The sequence below is a fragment of the Pseudomonas sp. GW823-FHT02E01 genome, assembly GCF_058797535.1.
Genome location: NZ_JBXAJS010000004.1, coordinates 321,243 through 338,908, shown reverse-complemented (window position 1 = coordinate 338,908; position 17,666 = coordinate 321,243). Strand labels below are relative to the sequence as shown.

At 60.8% G+C, this 17,666-nt stretch carries 19 protein-coding genes and 1 pseudogene; 3 read left to right on the top strand and 17 right to left on the bottom strand.

Going from position 1 to position 17,666, the window contains the following annotated elements; all coding sequences use genetic code 11:
- Positions 1-25: 25 nt before the first annotated feature.
- The 11 genes and pseudogenes from AC1RDQ_RS11740 to ubiE all read right to left on the bottom strand — a co-directional run bounded on the left by AC1RDQ_RS11740 (position 26) and on the right by ubiE (position 8,214).
- Positions 26-739, bottom strand: a complete 714-nt coding sequence (locus tag AC1RDQ_RS11740) for a methyl-accepting chemotaxis protein (RefSeq protein WP_492587503.1) — start codon at positions 737-739, stop codon at positions 26-28.
- 141 nt (positions 740-880) lie between these two features.
- A pseudogene (locus tag AC1RDQ_RS11735) lies at positions 881-1,942 on the bottom strand (methyl-accepting chemotaxis protein); the annotation flags it as partial.
- Positions 1,943-2,164: 222 nt separating this feature from the next.
- Positions 2,165-2,872, bottom strand: coding sequence for a 16S rRNA (uracil(1498)-N(3))-methyltransferase (locus AC1RDQ_RS11730; protein WP_090452647.1), 708 nt, complete (start codon positions 2,870-2,872; stop codon positions 2,165-2,167).
- Entirely contained in the window at positions 2,869-3,663 is a 795-nt protein-coding gene (gene tatC / locus AC1RDQ_RS11725) for a twin-arginine translocase subunit TatC (protein ID WP_057712372.1), read from the bottom strand. Before tatC ends, AC1RDQ_RS11730 begins: the two co-directional genes overlap by 4 nt.
- Positions 3,660-4,103 (bottom strand): Sec-independent protein translocase protein TatB, encoded by a 444-nt coding sequence (gene tatB, locus AC1RDQ_RS11720; protein WP_150811974.1) that lies wholly within the window; start codon positions 4,101-4,103, stop codon positions 3,660-3,662. The genes tatC and tatB overlap by 4 nt, the downstream gene beginning before the upstream one ends.
- Positions 4,104-4,113: 10 nt before the next feature.
- Complete coding sequence (locus tag AC1RDQ_RS11715) at positions 4,114-4,386, bottom strand: twin-arginine translocase TatA/TatE family subunit (RefSeq protein ID WP_057712370.1); 273 nt, start codon at positions 4,384-4,386, stop codon at positions 4,114-4,116.
- A gap of 25 nt (positions 4,387-4,411) precedes the next feature.
- Complete coding sequence (locus tag AC1RDQ_RS11710; protein ID WP_007975564.1) at positions 4,412-4,744, bottom strand: phosphoribosyl-ATP diphosphatase; 333 nt, start codon at positions 4,742-4,744, stop codon at positions 4,412-4,414.
- Positions 4,737-5,138, bottom strand: a complete 402-nt coding sequence (hisI, locus tag AC1RDQ_RS11705) for a phosphoribosyl-AMP cyclohydrolase (protein ID WP_007989281.1) — start codon at positions 5,136-5,138, stop codon at positions 4,737-4,739. Before hisI ends, AC1RDQ_RS11710 begins: the two co-directional genes overlap by 8 nt.
- 81 nt (positions 5,139-5,219) lie before the next feature.
- Complete coding sequence (gene ubiB, locus AC1RDQ_RS11700) at positions 5,220-6,824, bottom strand: ubiquinone biosynthesis regulatory protein kinase UbiB (RefSeq protein ID WP_057712369.1); 1,605 nt, start codon at positions 6,822-6,824, stop codon at positions 5,220-5,222.
- Positions 6,821-7,444 carry a ubiquinone biosynthesis accessory factor UbiJ gene (locus AC1RDQ_RS11695; RefSeq protein WP_057712368.1) on the bottom strand — a complete coding sequence of 208 codons (624 nt, stop codon included), beginning with the start codon at positions 7,442-7,444 and terminating at the stop codon, positions 6,821-6,823. Before AC1RDQ_RS11695 ends, ubiB begins: the two co-directional genes overlap by 4 nt.
- Complete coding sequence (gene ubiE / locus AC1RDQ_RS11690; RefSeq protein WP_492587325.1) at positions 7,444-8,214, bottom strand: bifunctional demethylmenaquinone methyltransferase/2-methoxy-6-polyprenyl-1,4-benzoquinol methylase UbiE; 771 nt, start codon at positions 8,212-8,214, stop codon at positions 7,444-7,446. The genes AC1RDQ_RS11695 and ubiE overlap by 1 nt, the downstream gene beginning before the upstream one ends.
- Before the next feature lie 155 nt (positions 8,215-8,369).
- Between ubiE and AC1RDQ_RS11685 the strand changes: the two genes are divergently transcribed.
- The 3 genes from AC1RDQ_RS11685 (at position 8,370) to AC1RDQ_RS11675 (ending at position 10,160) form a co-directional block, all read left to right on the top strand.
- Positions 8,370-8,645, top strand: coding sequence for a polyhydroxyalkanoic acid system family protein (locus tag AC1RDQ_RS11685; protein WP_150811973.1), 276 nt, complete (start codon positions 8,370-8,372; stop codon positions 8,643-8,645).
- Positions 8,646-8,890: 245 nt separating this feature from the next.
- Positions 8,891-9,313 carry a phasin family protein gene (locus tag AC1RDQ_RS11680; protein WP_057712367.1) on the top strand — a complete coding sequence of 141 codons (423 nt, stop codon included), beginning with the start codon at positions 8,891-8,893 and terminating at the stop codon, positions 9,311-9,313.
- 10 nt (positions 9,314-9,323) lie between these two features.
- On the top strand, positions 9,324-10,160 hold the full coding sequence (locus tag AC1RDQ_RS11675; RefSeq protein WP_489339600.1) for a phasin family protein: 837 nt from the start codon (positions 9,324-9,326) through the stop codon (positions 10,158-10,160).
- A gap of 97 nt (positions 10,161-10,257) precedes the next feature.
- Here AC1RDQ_RS11675 and AC1RDQ_RS11670 read toward each other — a convergent pair whose 3' ends face one another.
- The 6 genes from AC1RDQ_RS11670 to hslU form a co-directional block, all read right to left on the bottom strand.
- The gene (locus tag AC1RDQ_RS11670; RefSeq protein ID WP_057712365.1) at positions 10,258-10,878 is read right to left on the bottom strand and encodes a TetR/AcrR family transcriptional regulator; all 621 of its coding nucleotides are present in this window, start codon (positions 10,876-10,878) and stop codon (positions 10,258-10,260) included.
- A gap of 59 nt (positions 10,879-10,937) precedes the next feature.
- A complete protein-coding gene (gene phaC, locus AC1RDQ_RS11665; RefSeq protein WP_057712364.1) occupies positions 10,938-12,620 on the bottom strand; it encodes a class II poly(R)-hydroxyalkanoic acid synthase in 1,683 nt (560 codons plus the stop codon).
- A 115-nt stretch (positions 12,621-12,735) separates the two neighbouring features.
- Positions 12,736-13,590: a poly(3-hydroxyalkanoate) depolymerase gene (gene phaZ / locus AC1RDQ_RS11660; protein WP_057712363.1), complete on the bottom strand. Its 855-nt coding sequence runs from the start codon at positions 13,588-13,590 to the stop codon at positions 12,736-12,738.
- Positions 13,591-13,754: 164 nt separating this feature from the next.
- Entirely contained in the window at positions 13,755-15,434 is a 1,680-nt protein-coding gene (phaC, locus tag AC1RDQ_RS11655; RefSeq protein WP_492587323.1) for a class II poly(R)-hydroxyalkanoic acid synthase, read from the bottom strand.
- A 259-nt stretch (positions 15,435-15,693) separates the two neighbouring features.
- The gene (locus AC1RDQ_RS11650; protein WP_057712361.1) at positions 15,694-16,065 is read right to left on the bottom strand and encodes a gamma-butyrobetaine hydroxylase family protein; all 372 of its coding nucleotides are present in this window, start codon (positions 16,063-16,065) and stop codon (positions 15,694-15,696) included.
- Positions 16,066-16,278: 213 nt separating this feature from the next.
- Positions 16,279-17,616 carry an ATP-dependent protease ATPase subunit HslU gene (hslU, locus tag AC1RDQ_RS11645; protein ID WP_150811968.1) on the bottom strand — a complete coding sequence of 446 codons (1,338 nt, stop codon included), beginning with the start codon at positions 17,614-17,616 and terminating at the stop codon, positions 16,279-16,281.
- Positions 17,617-17,666: the final 50 nt, after the last annotated feature.

The window sequence follows — 17,666 nt, the reverse complement described above, 5'->3', positions numbered from 1 at the left end:
GGTAGGCCGAGGCATACGGATCACCTCAAACCCTGAACTTGCCCACCAGCAACTGCAAATGAGTCCCCAACCGCGCCAGCTCAACGCTGGACGCTGCCGTCTCTTCACTCGCCGCCGACGTCTGATCCGACACATCCCGCACATTCAGCACGCTGCGGTTGATCTCCTCCGCCACGGCGCTTTGCTGTTCGGCAGCCGCGGCGATCTGCTGGTTCATCGCCTGGATCGCCGACACCGTGCGGGTGATGCTTTCCAGTGAACCGCCGGCACGGCGGGTCAGTTCGACGCTGCTGTCGGTCAGGGTGCGGCTGTTGTCCATGATGGTCGCCACTTGCTGGGTGCCGTTTTGCAGGCCGACGATCAGCTCTTCGATCTCTTCGGTGGACTTCTGTGTGCGCTGGGCCAGGCTGCGGACTTCGTCTGCCACCACGGCAAAACCACGGCCGGCCTCACCGGCACGGGCGGCTTCAATCGCGGCGTTGAGGGCCAGCAGGTTGGTTTGCTGGGCCACGGACTTGATCACGTCGAGCACGCTGCCGATCTTGTCGCTTTCGCGCTTGAGTTCGCCCATGGCCTCGGTGGAGTGACCGACTTCCGCGGCCAAGCGTTCGATCTGGGCGATGGCTTCGCCGACGACTTTGTCGCCCTCCCGGGCCTGCTGATCGGCGGCGACGGCGGCTTCGGAGGCTTCTTCGGCGTTGCGCGCAACTTCCTGCACGGTGGCGGCCATTTCGTTCATGGCGGTTGCGACCTGATCGGTTTCGACCTTCTGACTGTTGACCCCGGCGCTGGTCTGCTCGGTGACGGCAGACAGCTCTTCAGCGGCGCTGGCGATCTGCGTGACGCCATCGCTGATGCCGCCGATCAGTTCGCGCAGCCCTTGGGTCATGCTTTGCATGGCCCGCTGCAACTGGCCGAGTTCGTCGCGGCGCTGCGACGTCAGGTTGTGGGTCAGGTCGCCACTGGCGACGCGCTGGGCCACGATCAGGGTCTGGTTCAATGGAATGATGATCTGCCGGGTGATCGCCCAGGCGGCCAGCAGGCCGAAGGCGATGGCCAGCACGGTGGCGAGGGTCAGCATGTTCTTGGCATGGGCGGCGTCGGTGTCACGCACGACGGTTTGCGAGACGGTGAGTTTCTGGCTCATGTCCAACAGGATGTCGCCTTGGGTGGACATGCGTGCCAGGGCCTTGGCGCTGGCCACCTGGGAGTCGCGGAACTGGCTGACGGCGGCGCGATAGGCTCTCAGCGAGTCAGTTGCCTGTTGCAGGTTGGCGATGTGTTCTTCAGGCAGTTTGATCGGCAGGCTCTCGAGGTTCTTCAGGGCGTTGTCGATCGCGTCGAGGGCTGGCTGTTCGGCTTCGCTCTTACCGCTGTAGGTGTAGCCGCGAACCTGGAAGCGCGCCTGCTGGATCAGTTTGCTCAGGTCGATCACGCTGTTGAACGCCGCTACGCTGTCGCCTTGCAGCATGGATTTTTCCACTTCGGCGACGCGGGCCACGGCATTGTCGGCAGTGGCGCCGAGCTTGCTGCGGGCGTCTTCACGCTGGGCGCCGGCCTGGGTCATGTCGTTGAAGGCGCGGCGGTATTCGGCGACAGCGGCCAGTTGTTGATCGACCATGGCCGTATCGGCCGGTTGCTCGATCAGGCCGCGGGCGGTCTGCAGGCCGCTTTCGAGTTTGCCTAACAGATCGTTGACGGCGCCGGGACCTTGTTCGCCGCGACGCATCTCGTAATCCAGGCGTGCAATGCGCAGGTCCTTGGTCAGGTCGTTGAGACTGGCGATGAACCCCAGTTTATCGCCGCGGCTGGTCACGCCGCTCAGGCCGCTCCAGCCGGTGAAGGTGATCAGCAGGGTCAGCAGCAGCACCAGACCGAAGCCGATCCCCAGCTTGCGTTTGACGCTGACGTTTCCCAGATTCTCGGTTAGCCATTGGTACATGCTGAAACTCCCCGGACCAAACAATGGTTTTATGGGGGCTTTATCGGCAGGAGGGCTGGATTCTGTAGGTGACTCCCGATGTACGGGCAAGTGATCATCTGTGGCAAATGTTGACCTGTGGGAGCGAGCTTGCTCGCGATGGCGTTGTTTCAGGCAACACGGATGTCGACTGTTACTCCGCTATCGCGAGCAAGCTCGCTCCCACAGGGACAGTGTCTGGATTTAAAAGAGGCGTGCCAGCAACGCGGTCACGGCGGTTTCGACCCGCAGGATGCGTTCGCCCAGTTGCACCGGTTGCAGGCCGGATTTGCCCAGCAGGTCGATCTCGTAGGGAATCCAGCCACCCTCGGGGCCGATGGCCAGGGTCACCGGTTCGCTGAGTGCGCGAGGGCAGGGCGGGTAATTGCCCGGATGCCCCACCAGGCCGAGGGTGCCTTCGGTCATCGCGGGCAGACGGTCTTCGACGAAGGGCTTGAAGCGCTTCTCGATCACGACTTCCGGCAACACACTGTCCCGCGCCTGTTCCAGGCCGAGGATTAGCTGCTCGCGAATCGCCTCTGGCTCCAGGAACGGGGTCTGCCAGAAGCTCTTCTCGACGCGATAGCTGTTGACCAGCACGACCCGTGGCACACCCATGGCCGCCACGGTCTGGAACACCCTGCGCAGCATCTTGGGCCGTGGCAGGGCCAATACCAGGGTCAGTGGCAGCTTGGCCGGTGGTGGCTGGTCGAGGGTGACGCGCAATTCCGCTTCGTCGGCGTCCAGGCGCAGCACTTCGGCCGAACCCATCAAACCGCCGATTCGCCCGACGCGCATGCTGTCACCGACTTCGCAGCGGTGGACTTCCTGCATGTGGGTCAACCGGCGATCACGCAGGATCACGCGGTCGGCCGCAATGAAATCGGCCTCTTCGAGGAGCAGCAGGTTCACGCTTGGGTCGCTGGCGGCTGGTCGTTGTGATCGTCAGCCGGTTGGTCTTCCGGATGGTCGCCGCGCTTGCTGATCAGGCTGCCGAACAGGATGCCGATCTCGAACAACAGCCACATCGGAACGGCCAGCAGGGTCTGCGAGAAGATGTCCGGTGGTGTCAGGATCATGCCGACCACGAAGCAGCCGATGATCACGTACGGACGGATTTTCTTCAGGTATTTGACATCAACCACGCCGATCCACACCAGCAGCACCACGGCCACCGGAATCTCGAACGCTACGCCAAAGGCGAAGAACAACGTCATGACGAAATCGAGGTAACTGGTGATGTCGGTCATCATTTCCACGCCGGCCGGGGTGGCGGCAGCGAAGAACTTGAAGATCAGCGGGAACACCAGGAAATAGGCGAAGGCCATGCCGGCGTAGAACAGAAAGATGCTGGAGACCAGCAAGGGCACGGCGATGCGTTTTTCATGCTTGTACAGGCCGGGGGCGATGAAACCCCAGATCTGGTGCAGGATCACCGGAATGGCCAGGAACAGCGAGACCATCATCGTCAGCTTCAGTGGCGTCAGGAACGGCGACGACACGTCAGTGGCAATCATCGTCGCGCCAGCGGGCAGGTACGCGCGCAGCGGCGTGGAGACGAAGGTGTAGATCTGCTGGGTAAAGGCAAACAGCCCGGCAAAGATGATGAAGATCGCCGCTACACAGCGCAGCAGACGGGTACGCAACTCGGTGAGGTGCGAAACCAGCGGCATGTGCTGGTCGTTTTCAGGGAGATCGCTCATGGGGCTCGCGGCGGCAAAGTGGTGTCATTGGGCGCTGGCGTTGTCGGCGCGGCGGCTGGAGCAACGGGTTCAACCGGCATCGCTGCCACAACAGGCGCAGGTTCCGCCGTCGGAGCAGGTGTCGGGTCGACAGCCGCGGCAGGCGCAAGAATCGTCTGCGTACCCACATGCTCCACCGGTGTCGGCTCCTGCTGGGTCGGCGTGAAGATTTTCCGCGCCTCCTGCTCAAGCGACAGGATGTGCTCGTTGTGCAGTTGCCGACGAATCTCGTCGGCACCGATTTCACGTTCAACTTCCTGTTTGATTGCGTTGAAGCTGCGCTTCAGGCGCCCGACCCACAGGCCGGCGGTGCGCGCAGCGCCCGGCAAGCGCTCGGGACCCAGCACCAGCAGGGCGACGAGGCCGACGAGCAGCAGTTCAGAGAAGCTGATACCAAACATTAGTCAGTGCTCACACGTCTTTGCGGATCGGCTCTTCGACTTTCTGTGCCTGCACGTCGATGGTGTGCGGCTGGTTCACGGATGCCTGTGGCTGAACCGGAGGAACCGGTTGGGCCGGGGTCGCGTTCGGGTCGGCCGGTTTTTCATCGTCGTTCATGGCTTTGCGGAAGCCCTTGATCGACTCGCCGACGTCAGTGCCGAGGTTTTTCAGTTTCTTGGTGCCGAACACCAGTACCACGACAACCAGGATGACGACCCAGTGTTTCCAGTCAAAAATGCCCATGCTGCTGCTCCTCTCTAATAGTTATTCAGGCGGACGGGCGCGAGGCTTTCTCGGCGTGTCCGGAGAGACCGAAACGACGGTCCAGTTCATCGAGTACAGCCTGTGGATGCTGCCCCAATTGGGCGAGCATGACCATGCTGTGGAACCACAGGTCGGCGGTTTCGTAGATCACATCGCTGCAGTCGCCGCTGACGGCGGCGTCCTTGGCGGCGATGATGGTTTCGACCGACTCTTCGCCGACTTTTTCCAGAATCTTGTTCAAGCCCTTGTGGTACAGGCTGGCGACATACGAGCTGTCGGCGGCGGCGCCTTTGCGCTCCTCCAGTACCTCGGCGAGGCGGGTGAGAGTGTCACTCATGTTTGTGCCCTGCGGAATAGATGGCGTGCGGATCTTTCAGGACCGGGTCGACGGTTGTCCAGTCGCCGTTCTCATAGACGCGGTAGAAGCAGCTCTGGCGGCCGGTATGACAGGCGATGTCGCCGATCTGCTCGACCATCAGGATGATGACGTCGGCGTCGCAGTCCAGGCGCATCTCGTGCAGGGTTTGCACGTGGCCGGACTCTTCGCCCTTGCGCCACAGCTTGCCACGGGAACGTGACCAGTAAATGGCACGGTTCTCGGCAGCGGTCAGTTCCAGTGCTTCGCGGTTCATCCAGGCCATCATCAGGACGCGCCCGGTCTTGTGATCCTGGGCAATGGCCGGCACCAGGCCGTCAGCGTCCCACTTGATCTCGTCCAGCCAGTTTTTCATCTTCGACTCCGACAGCGGGCTCGACACTTCAATAGCCGAGCTCAGGCGTTCAAACAGTGTGCCAGTCGTTCACACAACTGGCTATCGGCGCACGACCAGATACAAACCGACCGCCATCATGATTCCCGCCGGCCAATAGGCCAACTGGTTCAGCGGTCCGCCAGCGGCAAGGACGGCGCCACCGGCCAGATGGGCCGTACCGAGCAGGCGCAGGAACCAGTCGTCACGGCGTCGACGCCACGGTGGCGGCGGGTCGTAGGCGTGGGGTTGGGACATGCGTTCGAGCAGGTCGCGGGCCATGTTGGCCAGGTGCGGGATCTGTTCGAATTGGCTGTGCACGTTGCCGAGCAGGGCTTTGGGGCTGACCCGCTCGCGCATCCAGCGTTCGAGGAATGGCTGAGCGGTGTTCCATAGATCGAGGTCCGGGTACAGCTGGCGGCCCAGGCCTTCGATGTTCAACAGGGTTTTTTGCAGCAGGACCAGCTGTGGCTGCACTTCCATGTTGAAGCGGCGCGCAGTCTGGAACAGGCGCATCAGCACCTGACCGAAGGAAATATCTTTTAACGGTTTTTCGAAGATCGGCTCGCACACGGTACGGATCGCCGCTTCGAATTCGTTGAGCTTGGTTTCCGCCGGCACCCAGCCCGAATCGATGTGCAACTGCGCCACGCGACGGTAATCGCGCTTGAAGAAGGCGAACAGGTTGCGCGCCAGGTAATCCTGGTCTTCCGGGGTAAGGCTGCCGACGATGCCGCAGTCGATCGCAATGTACTGCGGGCTCCACGGATTCACGGTGCTGACGAAAATGTTGCCGGGGTGCATGTCGGCGTGGAAGAAACTGTCGCGGAACACCTGGGTGAAGAAAATCTCCACGCCACGCTCGGCGAGCATTTTCATGTCCGTGCGCTGGTCGGCCAGAGTCGCCAGATCGGTAACCTGAATACCGTAGATGCGTTCCATCACCAGCACTTTCGGCCGGCACCAGTCCCAATAGACTTGCGGTACGTACAGCAGCGGCGAACCGTCGAAGTTGCGCTTCAACTGGCTGGCGTTGGCCGCCTCGCGCAGCAGGTCGAGTTCGTCGTAGATGGTTTTTTCATAATCGCTGACCACGTCCACCGGGTGCAGCAGGCGCGCATCGGCCGAGAGTTTTTCGGCGGCGCGGGCGAGGATGAACAGCCACGCCAGGTCCTGGGCAATCACCGGTTTGAGGCCCGGGCGGATCACCTTGACCACCACTTCTTCACCGGTTTTCAGTTGCGCGGCGTGCACCTGCGCCACCGAGGCCGAGGCCAGCGGTTCGACGTCGAAACGGCTGAAGACTTCGCTGATTTTCTTACCCAGCTGTTCTTCGATCAGCTTGACCGACACTTGCGAGTCGAATGGCGGTACGCGGTCCTGCAGCTTCATCAGTTCATCGGCGATGTCCTCGGGCAACAGGTCGCGGCGAGTGGACAGGATCTGCCCGAACTTGATGAAGATCGGCCCCAGGTCCTGCAACGCCAGGCGCAAGCGCGCGCCACGGCTCAGGTCCAGGGTTTTGCGCGGGAACCAGCGCCACGGCAAGGCGTAACGCAGCGCCCGCAAGAACCAGGGCAGCGGCAGGGCGAACAGCAGGTCATCGAGGCGGTAGCGGATCACGACGCGCTGGATGCGCAACAGACGGCGGACGGCAAGCAGCTTCATGCGTTATCGCTTGGGTCGAGGGATCGGGAAAGGCGCTCGAAACGCGCCTCGAGACGTTCCAGATCGAGCTTGATCTGGTCCAGTTCACTGAATCGGGCTTCGGCTTCGCGCTGGCCGACGAGGGTGCGCGATTCTTCGGCCAGGTATTCGCCCAGGTTCTGGTTGAGGCTGGCGAACCCTTGCTGATACCAGCGGGCGCGGCTGCGCAGGTGACCGCCGACCAGTTGCGTGGCCACCGGGCCGAGCCAGCGCGAGAGTTCGTACTCCCAGTCCAGCTCCAGGTCCTGAAGGATCGCCGCCAGTTCCAGCAGCACGCCGCTGTCGCCGTCGAGTTCGACTTCAGGGGCGTGCAGGACCGAGGTCTTGTCCTTGCTCATCGCCAGTTTCAACAGGCTCGAGGCAGGTGCGCGCAAGGTGCAGTCGGCGCCGGTTTCCCACTGGGAGGCGAGCATCAGGCCTTCGTCGCTGGGCAGGATGAACAGTTGCAGCACCGGGCTGCGGCAATCGACGGCAATCACCTTGCCGGTCAAATGCGCCAGCCGCGGCAGCGCCGTGCTGTCGAGACGCAGCACCCGGTTCAGGCCGAGTTCAACGCTGGCGAGCAGGCCGGCGAGCAACATCAGGGCTTGATGCCGCGGTGCAGGGCAACGATGCCTGCGGTCATGTTGTGATAGGTCACGCGGTCGAAACCGGCCTCGACCATCATCGACTTCAGGGTTTCCTGGTTCGGGTGCATGCGGATCGATTCGGCCAGGTAGCGATAGCTTTCCGAGTCGTTGGTGATCAGCTTGCCCATCAGCGGCATGAAGGCGAACGAGTAAGCATCGTAGGCCTTGGACATCAGTGCGTTGGTCGGCTTGGAGAACTCCAGTACCAACAAGCGGCCGCCCGGCTTGAGCACGCGCAGCATCGAGCGCAGTGCATCTTCCTTGTGGGTCACGTTGCGCAGGCCGAAGGCGATGGTCACGCAGTCGAAATGGTTGTCCGGGAACGGCAGTTTTTCCGCATCGGCCTGGACGAATTCGACGTTGCCGGCCACACCGAGGTCCAGGAGGCGGTCACGACCGACCTTGAGCATGGATTCGTTGATGTCGGCCAACACGACCTGGCCGGTAGGGCCTACCAGGTGCGAGAATTTTCTGGTCAGGTCGCCAGTGCCGCCGGCGATGTCGAGCACGCGGTTACCGGCACGAACGCCCGACAGTTCGATCGCGAAACGCTTCCACAGACGGTGCATGCCGCCCGACAGAAGGTCGTTCATCAGGTCGTACTTGGCGGCTACCGAGTGGAAAACCTCAGCGACTTTTTCCGCTTTCTGGCTTTCCGGAACGTTTTTGAAGCCGAAGTGAGTGGTGGGTTCGGCATTGCTGCCTTTGCGCTGATCAGTCATATCGCTGTCACCAAAAGAGAATGCGCGACATTCTAATCCCCAAGGCATGCTTTGTCTTGGCAAGGCTGAAGGTAAGATGGGCAACCATCGGGACGTTTTGACGCAGCAGTGGTCAAGATGCCTCGGGAAAGCATCCATAAAGCAGGAGTCATTTGATGGCCCGTATTAGTGTTGAACGTGCCCATGGCCTGGGTAAGGAAGCGGCTCGCGAGAAGGCCGACAAGCTGGCGCAGAAACTTTCCGATCAGTATGGCCTGGAGCCGCAGTGGTCCGGCGACACCTTGAACCTCAAGCGCTCGGGTGTGAAGGGTGCGGTGCATGTCAGTGAAGATTCGATCAAGGTCGACGTGGAACTGGGCCTGATGATGTCGGCCATGAGCGGCATGATCAAAGCGGAAATCGAAAAGGCGCTCGACAAGGCCCTGGCCTGATTTCCAGCTGTAATGAGATCCCCTGTGGGAGCGAGCTTGCTCGCGATGGCGCAGTGTCAGTCGACATTAATTTTGACTGATGAATCGCTATCGCGAGCAAGCTCGCTCCCACAGTTTTTTGTGTGGCGCTCTCAAAGGTTTATGTCATTTGTTAGGGTGCCGTTTCTAATTTTTCTCCCTACTTTGTGCCAGAGCCCGACACTTACCCGGGCAGTTCCTCAAACCTTCTGCGCGTGAGGTGCACCATGGCCAAAGTTATTTTGAAGAAAAAAATCGACCCGTCGACCGGCACGCTGGGCGACGTCAAATCCTATGCCCGCAAGATCTGGCTGGCAGGCCTGGGTGCCTACGCCAAGGTCGGCCAAGAGGGCAGCGAGTACTTTCAAGAGCTGATCAAGGCTGGTCAGGTTGTTGAAAAGAAAGGCAAAAAGGTAGTCGCTGAGAAGCTTGAAGCGGCCAATGCCGAGATCGATGAAGCCAAGAGTGAAGTCAGCACTTTCAAAGGCAAGGTCGAGGTTCAACTCGACAAGGTCGAGAAGGCGTTCGACACGCGTGTCGCAAGTACCTTGAATCGTATCGGTATTCCGTCTAAACATGACGTTGAGACACTCTCTGCTAAGCTCGATGAGCTGACGGCATTGCTCGAACGTGTCGCGCGTAAATCTTAAGGAGAACGGGATGGCTGTTAAAAAGAAAACCGAAAAAGAAGGCAGCTCGTGGATCGGGAAGGTTGAAGATTACTCCCGAAAAATCTGGCTGGCTGGTTTAGGCGTGTACTCGAAGATCGACACTGACGGCAGCAAACTCTTCGATGCATTGGTTAAGGACGGCGAGAAAGCCGAGAAGCTCACCAAGAGCGCTGTTGGCAAGACTGTCGACGCCGCCAAGGACTCCGCTTCTTCGGCCAAGTCGCGCATCAGCGGCGTGAAAGATCGCGCACTGGGCAAGTGGGATGAGCTGGAAGGTGCTTTCGACAAGCGTCTGAACAGCGCCATTTCGCGTCTGGGCGTACCGAGCCGCAACGAGGTCAAGGCACTGCACAGCAAGGTCGAAACCCTGACCAAGCAAATCGAAAAACTGACCGGTGCCAAGGTTGCGCCTGTTGCGGCGAAAACCGCGGCAGCCAAGCCTGCTGCCAAAACCGCAGCCAAGCCACTGGCAAAAGCAGCGGCTAAACCTGCTGCCAAGCCTGCGGCTAAAACTGCAGCCGCCAAACCGGCCGCAGCCAAACCTGCAGCCAAGCCGGTGGCTGCAAAAGCCGCCGCCAAACCAGCGGCTAAACCGGCCGCCAAGCCTGCAGCGAAAACTGCAGCGGCCAAACCCGCTGCGGCGAAAAAACCAGCGGTGAAAAAGCCGGCAGCTCCAAAGGCCGTTGCGCCAAAACCAGCAGTGGCAGCTGCCAAACCGGCAACGCCGGCCGCTCCGGTCAGCGCGTCGAACTCCGCTACCGCACCGACCCCTGCGGTCACCCCGACTGTCGCGCCAGCTCCATCGACGCCAACCAGTCAGTCCTGATTTTCAGGGCTCAAGAAAACGCCCGGCCTGTGAAGGTCGGGCGTTTTTGTTTGTGTGCGAATCTCTGACCGACACAAGCCCAATGTGGGTGTCAGGGTTATTCGTGGTCTTCCAGGTACTCCATCGCCATCTGTTCGGTCGCGGCCTTCATCGATGGCAGCAGGTGCGGCGCCACCAGCATCATGATCTGGTAAACCACCAATCGCACTTCGCCCTGACGATCAAGAATCCGCTGATAGTCCAGTGAAAAAAGCAGCGTCATGGTGATCTGCTCCACCAGTTGCCCCAGTGCCTGGGTATCGCTGACCAGCAGCCCTTGCGCCTTCAATCGTGCCAGCAGCGACGCCAGTGTGCGCTTGAGTGCATTGAGCAGGTTGCGAATGCCCTTGGCCAGTTTCGGCAGGCGCCCGGCGAGGTTCGACAGATCCTGGAACAGGAACCGGTAGTGGGACAGGCGTTCGACGATCAGGTGCAGGAACAGCCAGTATTCTTCGGGTGCCAGTTCGGCATCGGCCGGTGGATCGAGCAAGGGGGCCAGTTCGCCCTGGAAACGCTCGAACAGCCCGAGAATCAGAGGCTCCTTGCCGTGGAAGTGGTAGTAGAGGTTGCCCGGGCTGATGCCCATCTCATTGGCAACTTCCATGGTGGAGACATTCGGTTCGCCCTTCTGATTGAACAACTGCAGGGCACATTCGAGGATCCGGTCGCGGGTTTTCATCCAGTCTTCTTAATGATCGGGTCTTGCCACGGCCGACAGTGGCCGTGGCTCGTTGAACGTCAGCGCACGCGCACGTAAGTACCGGGTGCTGCCTCCATCGGTGGATAGTTCTGGTTGCCGAGCGCCATGTGGGTTTCCTTCTGCGCACCGGAGCGTTCCTGAATCCAGCCAAGCCATTGGGTCCACCAACTGCCATCGACACGCTTGGCGTCGTAGTACCAGGCCCGTGGGTCGCTGCTGAATTTGCCGTTCTCGACGTAGTTGGCTTTCGGGTTGCTCGGCGGGTTGAGGATGCTCTGCACATGGCCGCTGTTGGACAGCACGAAGCGCCGCTCGCCACCGAGCAACAGCGTCGAGCGATACACCGCGTCCCACGGCGTGATGTGATCGTTGATGCCGGCGACGCTGAAGCTGTCGACGGTGACCTTCTGCAAGTCGATCGGCGTGCCACACACTTCCAGGCCGCCCGGATGAGTCAGCGGGTTGTGCTTGAAGAAGTCCAGCAGGTCACCATGCAGGGCGGCCGGCAGGCGCGTGTTGTCGTTGTTCCAGTAGAGAATGTCGAACGCCGGTGGCTCCTTGCCCAACAGGTAGTTGTTGACGAAGTAGCTCCAGATCAAATCGTTGGGGCGCATCCAGGCGAAGACCTTGGCCATGTCGCGGCCGTCCAGTACACCTTTCTGATAGGAGCGGCGTTTGGCGGCTTCCAGAGTCTGTTCGTCGGCGAACAGCGTTGCGGGGCTGTCCATCTGGCTGTCGAGCAGGCTCACCAGGTAAGTTGCGCTGGACACCCTGCGCAGCTGCCGTTTGGCCTGCAGGTGTCCTTGCAGCGCGGCAATGGTCAGACCGCCGGCGCAAGCGCCCATCAGGTTGACCTCCCGTGCGCCGGTGATCGCCCGGCAGACATTCATGGCCTCTTCTACGGCTTCCACGTAGGTCGAGAGCCCCCATTCGCGGTGACGCACATCCGGGTTGCGCCAGCTGATCATGAAGGTTTGCAGGCCGTTTTTCAGCGCGTACTGGACGAAGCTGTTGTGGGGGCTCAGGTCGAAAATGTAGTACTTGTTGATTTGCGGCGGCACCACCAGCAGGGGCTTGGAATACTGCTTTTCGCTCATCGGTTTGTACTGGATCAACTCCAGCAGTTCGTTGCGAAACACCACGGCTCCGGTGGAGGTGGCGACCGTCTTGCCAACCTCGAATGCTTGCTTGGTGACTTGCCGGGGCAGGCCGTCGTTGTGCAGCAGATCGTCCACCAAATGGCTGATGCCACGCACCAGGCTGTTACCGCCGGAATTGAAGAGCTCCTTGACCGCCAGTGGATTGAGCAGGGTGTTGGAGGGTGATACGGCGTCGTTGAGCAAGGTGAACGCAAAGTGGGCGCGGGCGCGGTCGTCCGGGCTCATGTCGCTCTCGTCGATCCAGCTCTTGACCTGTTTCTGCCAGCTAAGATAGGCCTGCAGGCTGCGCCGATAAAACGGGTTGAGGCTCCATGCCGGATCGGTGAAGCGAGCGTCCTGCGGGTTGGTCGGGTGCAGGGTTTCGCCCAGCAGCACACGACCAAGCTGGCCGCCGAGTTTGAGGGCATGTCGGGCACTGTGCACCGGATTGCGCAAGCCATGGGCGGCCACACTACGCAGGGTCGATAACAGATCCCGACCGCGCAGGCCGGTAATCGCACTCTGTGCATTGATGAACGCGGCGGGAGTCGGTAAGGAATCCCTCGCTGGTTTCTCGCGCATGAGTCAACACTCCTTCGTCTTCAGGCTAAAAACAAACACACCGAACCAGAACACCATAGACGCTGTAACGGGTTGTTGCGCGGCGTGGCGTCCTGCCGGCCGCTGATGCAGCGGTTTAGCTGCCCAATGGCGCCGGACGCGGATGCATCACCGCGCGCTGGCGCTCCTCTTCCAGGAATTTCATGATGATCGGGGCCACCGCTTCGGCCCGGGTAATCAGGAACAAATGCCCGTCATCGATGATGTGCAACTGGGCGTTGGGGATCCGCCAGGCCAGCAAGCGCATGTTGACCAACGGGATCAGCGGGTCATCGTCGCCGGCCAGTACCAGGGTCGGCTGGCGGATCTTGTGCAACCAGTGGATGCTGGTCCAGCCGAGGCCGGCGAACAGCTGCCAGTAGTATCCGAGCTTGCCCGCTGAACGCACCTTGGCCGCATGGCTCGCGGCCAGCGTCGGGTCGCGACGGAAAGCGCCGCCGTAGATCATCGGCGCAATGCGGATCACGTGGGACGGTTGGATGTAGCGTCGCGGGCTGGCCATCATCCACAGCACTTTCGGCTTGCCCGGTACCATCACCGCACCCGCCGCCGTTGCCGCCAGCACGAGTTTCTTGCAGCGCTCCGGATAGTCGTAGGCGAACTGTTGGGCCAGGGCGCCCCCCCAGGACACGCCGATGACGTTGACCTGCCCGTAGTCGAGATAGTCGAGCATCCGCGCCGTGAGCTTCGCAAGGCTCGGAAAACGGTACGGCCGGTTTGGTGTCGACGAACCGCCGACGCCGGGTACGTCGAAGGCGATGACTTCCAGGTCCGGATCCAGTGCAGCGATGAACGGGAACACCAGCTCCAGGTTGGCGCCGATGCCGTTGAATATCAGCAGGGGCGTCAAGTGAGGCTTGCCGGGGCGTACCGCCGTGCGGAGCGTCTGGCCATCCAGATCGACGGTACGGAATATGAAGGGTTGCGGCATGCTTCTGGCCCTGTGTGTCGCTTTCTCAAATTCTTCCCCGATCCCCTGTAGGAGCGAGCTTGCTCGCGAAAAACGCGAGGACGACACGTTAACCAGGCAGTGCGCGTTATCGTTGACGTCCATCGCGAGCGAGCTCGCTCCTACAGTAGGGCGAGGTGTGTCAGTTACCGCTCATGCACATAGGTGCCTGGCGCGGCTTCACCCGCGGGATAGGCCTTGTTGCCCAATTTCAGCGGAGCTTTTTTCAGGTTGCCCGAACGCTGTGCCTGCCACGCCTGCCAGTGCAGCCACCAGGAGTCGGCGTGCTTGGTCGACTCTTCCTGCCAGTCATCGGCATTGGCGGGCATTTCAGTGCTGGTCATGTAGCGCGATTTCGGATTGCCCGGCGGGTTCAGAATGCTCTGGATGTGTCCGCTGCTGGACAGCACGAATTCAACGTTGCCCCCGAACAGTTGCGCCGACTTGTAGCAGGAGCGCCACGGGGTAATGTGGTCGCTGGTACCGGCCAGCGAGAAGATGTCGGCGGTGACCTTCTTCAGATCGATCGGCGTACCGCACACTTCCAGTGCATCGGCACGGGTCAACGGGTTACTTTTGAACATCTCGATCAGGTCGCCATGGAACGCGGCGGGCAACCGGGTGGTGTCGTTGTTCCAGAACAGAATGTCGAATACCGGCGGCTCGTTGCCCAACAGGTAGTTGTTGACCCAGTAGTTCCAGATCAGGTCGTTGGGGCGCATCCAGGCGAAGACTTTCGCCATGTCGCGGCCTTCGAGTACACCGGCCTGGTACGACTGGCGCTTGGCGGCTTCCAGGGTTTGCTCGTCGACGAACAGGGCCACGTCGCTGTCCAGGGTGGTGTCGAGCACGCTGACCAGCAGGGTCAGGGCGTTGACCTTGTTCTCGCCGATTGCCGCGTAGTGGCCCAGCAGCGCGGTGCAGGTGATGCCGCCGGAGCAGGCACCGAGCATGTTCACGTCTTTGCTGCCGGTGATGGCGGTGACCACATCAACCGCTTCCTTGAGCGCTTCGATGTAGGTCGACAGGCCCCACTCGCGCTGCTCCTTGGTCGGGTTGCGCCAGCTGACGATGAAGGTCTGCATGTTGTTGCGCAGGCAGAATCGCGCCAGGCTCTTTTCCGGGCTCAGGTCGAAAACGTAGAACTTGTTGATCTGCGGCGGTACCACCAGCAGTGGGCGTTCATGCACCTGCTCGGTGATCGGCTTGTACTGGATCAGCTCCAGCACGTCGTTGCGAAAGATCACCGCGCCCTCGGTCACACCAAGGGTCTTGCCGACCTCGAATGCACCCATGTTGACCTGGCTCGGCATGCCGCCGTTATGCACCAGGTCCTTGGCCAGGTGCGAGAGGCCGTCGAGCAGGCTCTTGCCACCGGTTTCGAAGAAGCGCTTGACCGCCGCGGGGTTGGCCGCCGTGTTGGTCGGGGCGAAGGCCTCGGTCATGAGGTTGATCACGAAGTGCCCGCGGCTGACGTCCTTGGCCGGCAGGTTGCTGTCGTCGATCCAGTCGTGGAGTTCCTTGCGCCACGCCAGGTAGGTTTGCAGATAACGTTTGTAGAGCGGGTTCTGGCTCCAGGCCGGATCCGCGAAACGACGGTCATCGCTGGTCGGCAGCAGCTCGGATTTGCCGAGCAGCACGTTCTTGAGTTCCAGGCCGAAATGAGCGACATGCCTGGCGCTGTGAATCGGTTGCTTGATGGCCTGCCTGAGCACCATTCGAGCAGAAGCCAGTAGATCCTTTCCACGCAGTCCAACGACAGGATTCAGCCCCAAGGTGTTTTCCGAGGCTTGACTCTTCAAGTCATCGTTATTCTTGTTACTCATCTACGACGCTCCATTGTCCTGAGACGAGTACCGGGTCCTGCTGTGTAGTCACACAGCCAATGCCAGGTACTACTGCTCGGGGTGACCGTTAATACTGCATCGCTGCTTTTTTAATGCAGAGAGCACTGCAGGGAACTTGCCAGTTCCATTGGTTACCCGAGTTTAATTTTTTTCGCAAGCAGGCCAATCGACGGCCCTGGAGCGGAGCATTCAAACAGATGAAATTAGAAAATGCCCTCTAATGAGCAAAAGGCTCGGATTAGAGCATCAGCCTGACGACGGATTCGTTCGGGTCGCGGGTTTTTCCGGCGGCTTTTAGCTCGGCCAGATAATCTTCCCAGAGTGCGTCATAACGTCGCCCCAGCTCGTACAGATATTCCCAGGTGAACAAGCCGCTGTCGTGGCCGTCGTCGAAGGTCAATTTCAGTGCGTACTGACCGGCGGGTTCTACCTTGGTCAGTCCTACGTTGATCTTGCCAAATTGCAGGATGGGTTTGCCGTGGCCCTGGACCTCGGCGGAAGGAGAGTGCACGCGCAAGAACTCGGCGGGCAGGGTGTACTCCTCGCCGGACGCGTATTTGAGCGTCAGGGTTTTCGAGGCTTTGTGCAGCTTGATGTCGGTGGGGATCATGGCCAGATGTCCGTCTTGTGCAGAACCTTGTGGGAGCGAGCCTGTGGCGAGGGGGCTTGCCCCCGTTCGACTGCGAAGCAGTCGTAAAACCGATCACCGCATTCTGATTCAGGATCGCGGTGGCTGGTTTTAGGTGCGCTTCGCGCCCCAACGGGGGCAAGCCCCCTCGCCACAGGCTCGCTCCCACAGGATCTCTATCGCTGTAAGTATGGCTTACAGGATATAACGGGACAGGTCTTCGTTCTGTGCCAATTCACCCAGGTGGCTGTTGACGTAGTCGGCGTCGATCTGGATCACCTTGTCGTCATGGGCGCTGGCCAGGTCGCCGGCGCTGAACGACACCTCTTCGAGCAGGCGCTCGAGCAGGGTGTGCAGGCGACGGGCACCGATGTTTTCGGTTTTCTCGTTGACCTGCCAGGCGATCTCCGCGATGCGCTTGATGCCGCTCGGCTGGAACTCGATGCCCAGGCCTTCGGTTTTCAGCAGAGCGCAGTATTGCTCGGTGAGCGAGGCGTGAGGCTCGCTGAGGATGCGTTCGAAATCCTCAGGGGTCAGGGCCTTGAGTTCGACACGGATCGGCAGACGGCCTTGCAGCTCGGGCACCAGGTCGCTCGGCTTGCTCAGGTGGAACGCACCCGAAGCAATGAACAGGATGTGGTCGGTCTTGACCATGCCCAGCTTGGTGTTGACGGTGCAGCCTTCGATCAGCGGCAGCAGGTCGCGCTGCACGCCTTCGCGGGACACATCGACGCCACCGGAATTGCCACGCTTGGCGACCTTGTCGATTTCGTCGATGAACACGATACCGTGCTGCTCGACCGCTTCCAGGGCCTTGGCCTTCAACTCTTCATCGTTGACCAGGCGACCGGCTTCTTCGTCGCGCACCAGCTTGAGCGCTTCCTTGACCTTGAGCTTGCGGGCTTTCTTCTTGCCCTTGCCCATGTTGGCAAACAGGCTTTGCAACTGGTTGGTCATTTCTTCCATGCCCGGTGGCGCGGAGATATCGACGCCGGTCATTTCGGCGACCTCGATTTCGATCTCCTTGTCATCCAGCTGACCTTCGCGCAGGCGCTTGCGGAACAGCTGGCGGGTGTTGGAGTCGGCAGTCGGGGCGTCGTCGCTGCTGAAGCCCATGCGCGCCGGTGGCAGCAATGCATCGAGGATGCGCTCTTCGGCGGCGTCTTCGGCGCGGTGGCGAACCTTGACGATTTCCTGTTCGCGCAGCAGCTTGATCGCGGCATCGGCCAGGTCACGAATGATCGACTCGACGTCGCGGCCGACATAGCCGACTTCAGTGAACTTGGTCGCTTCGACCTTGATGAACGGCGCATTGGCCAGTTTGGCCAGGCGACGGGCGATCTCGGTTTTACCGACACCGGTCGGGCCAATCATCAGGATGTTCTTTGGCGTTACTTCAACGCGCAGCTCTTCGGGCAGTTGCATGCGGCGCCAGCGGTTGCGCAGGGCAATGGCGACGGCGCGCTTGGCATCGTCCTGGCCGATGATGTGGCGGTTGAGTTCGTGGACGATTTCACGGGGAGTCATGGACATAATATTCAGTGGACCTCAAGCAAGAATGAGCCGTGGTGCGATGGCTGCAC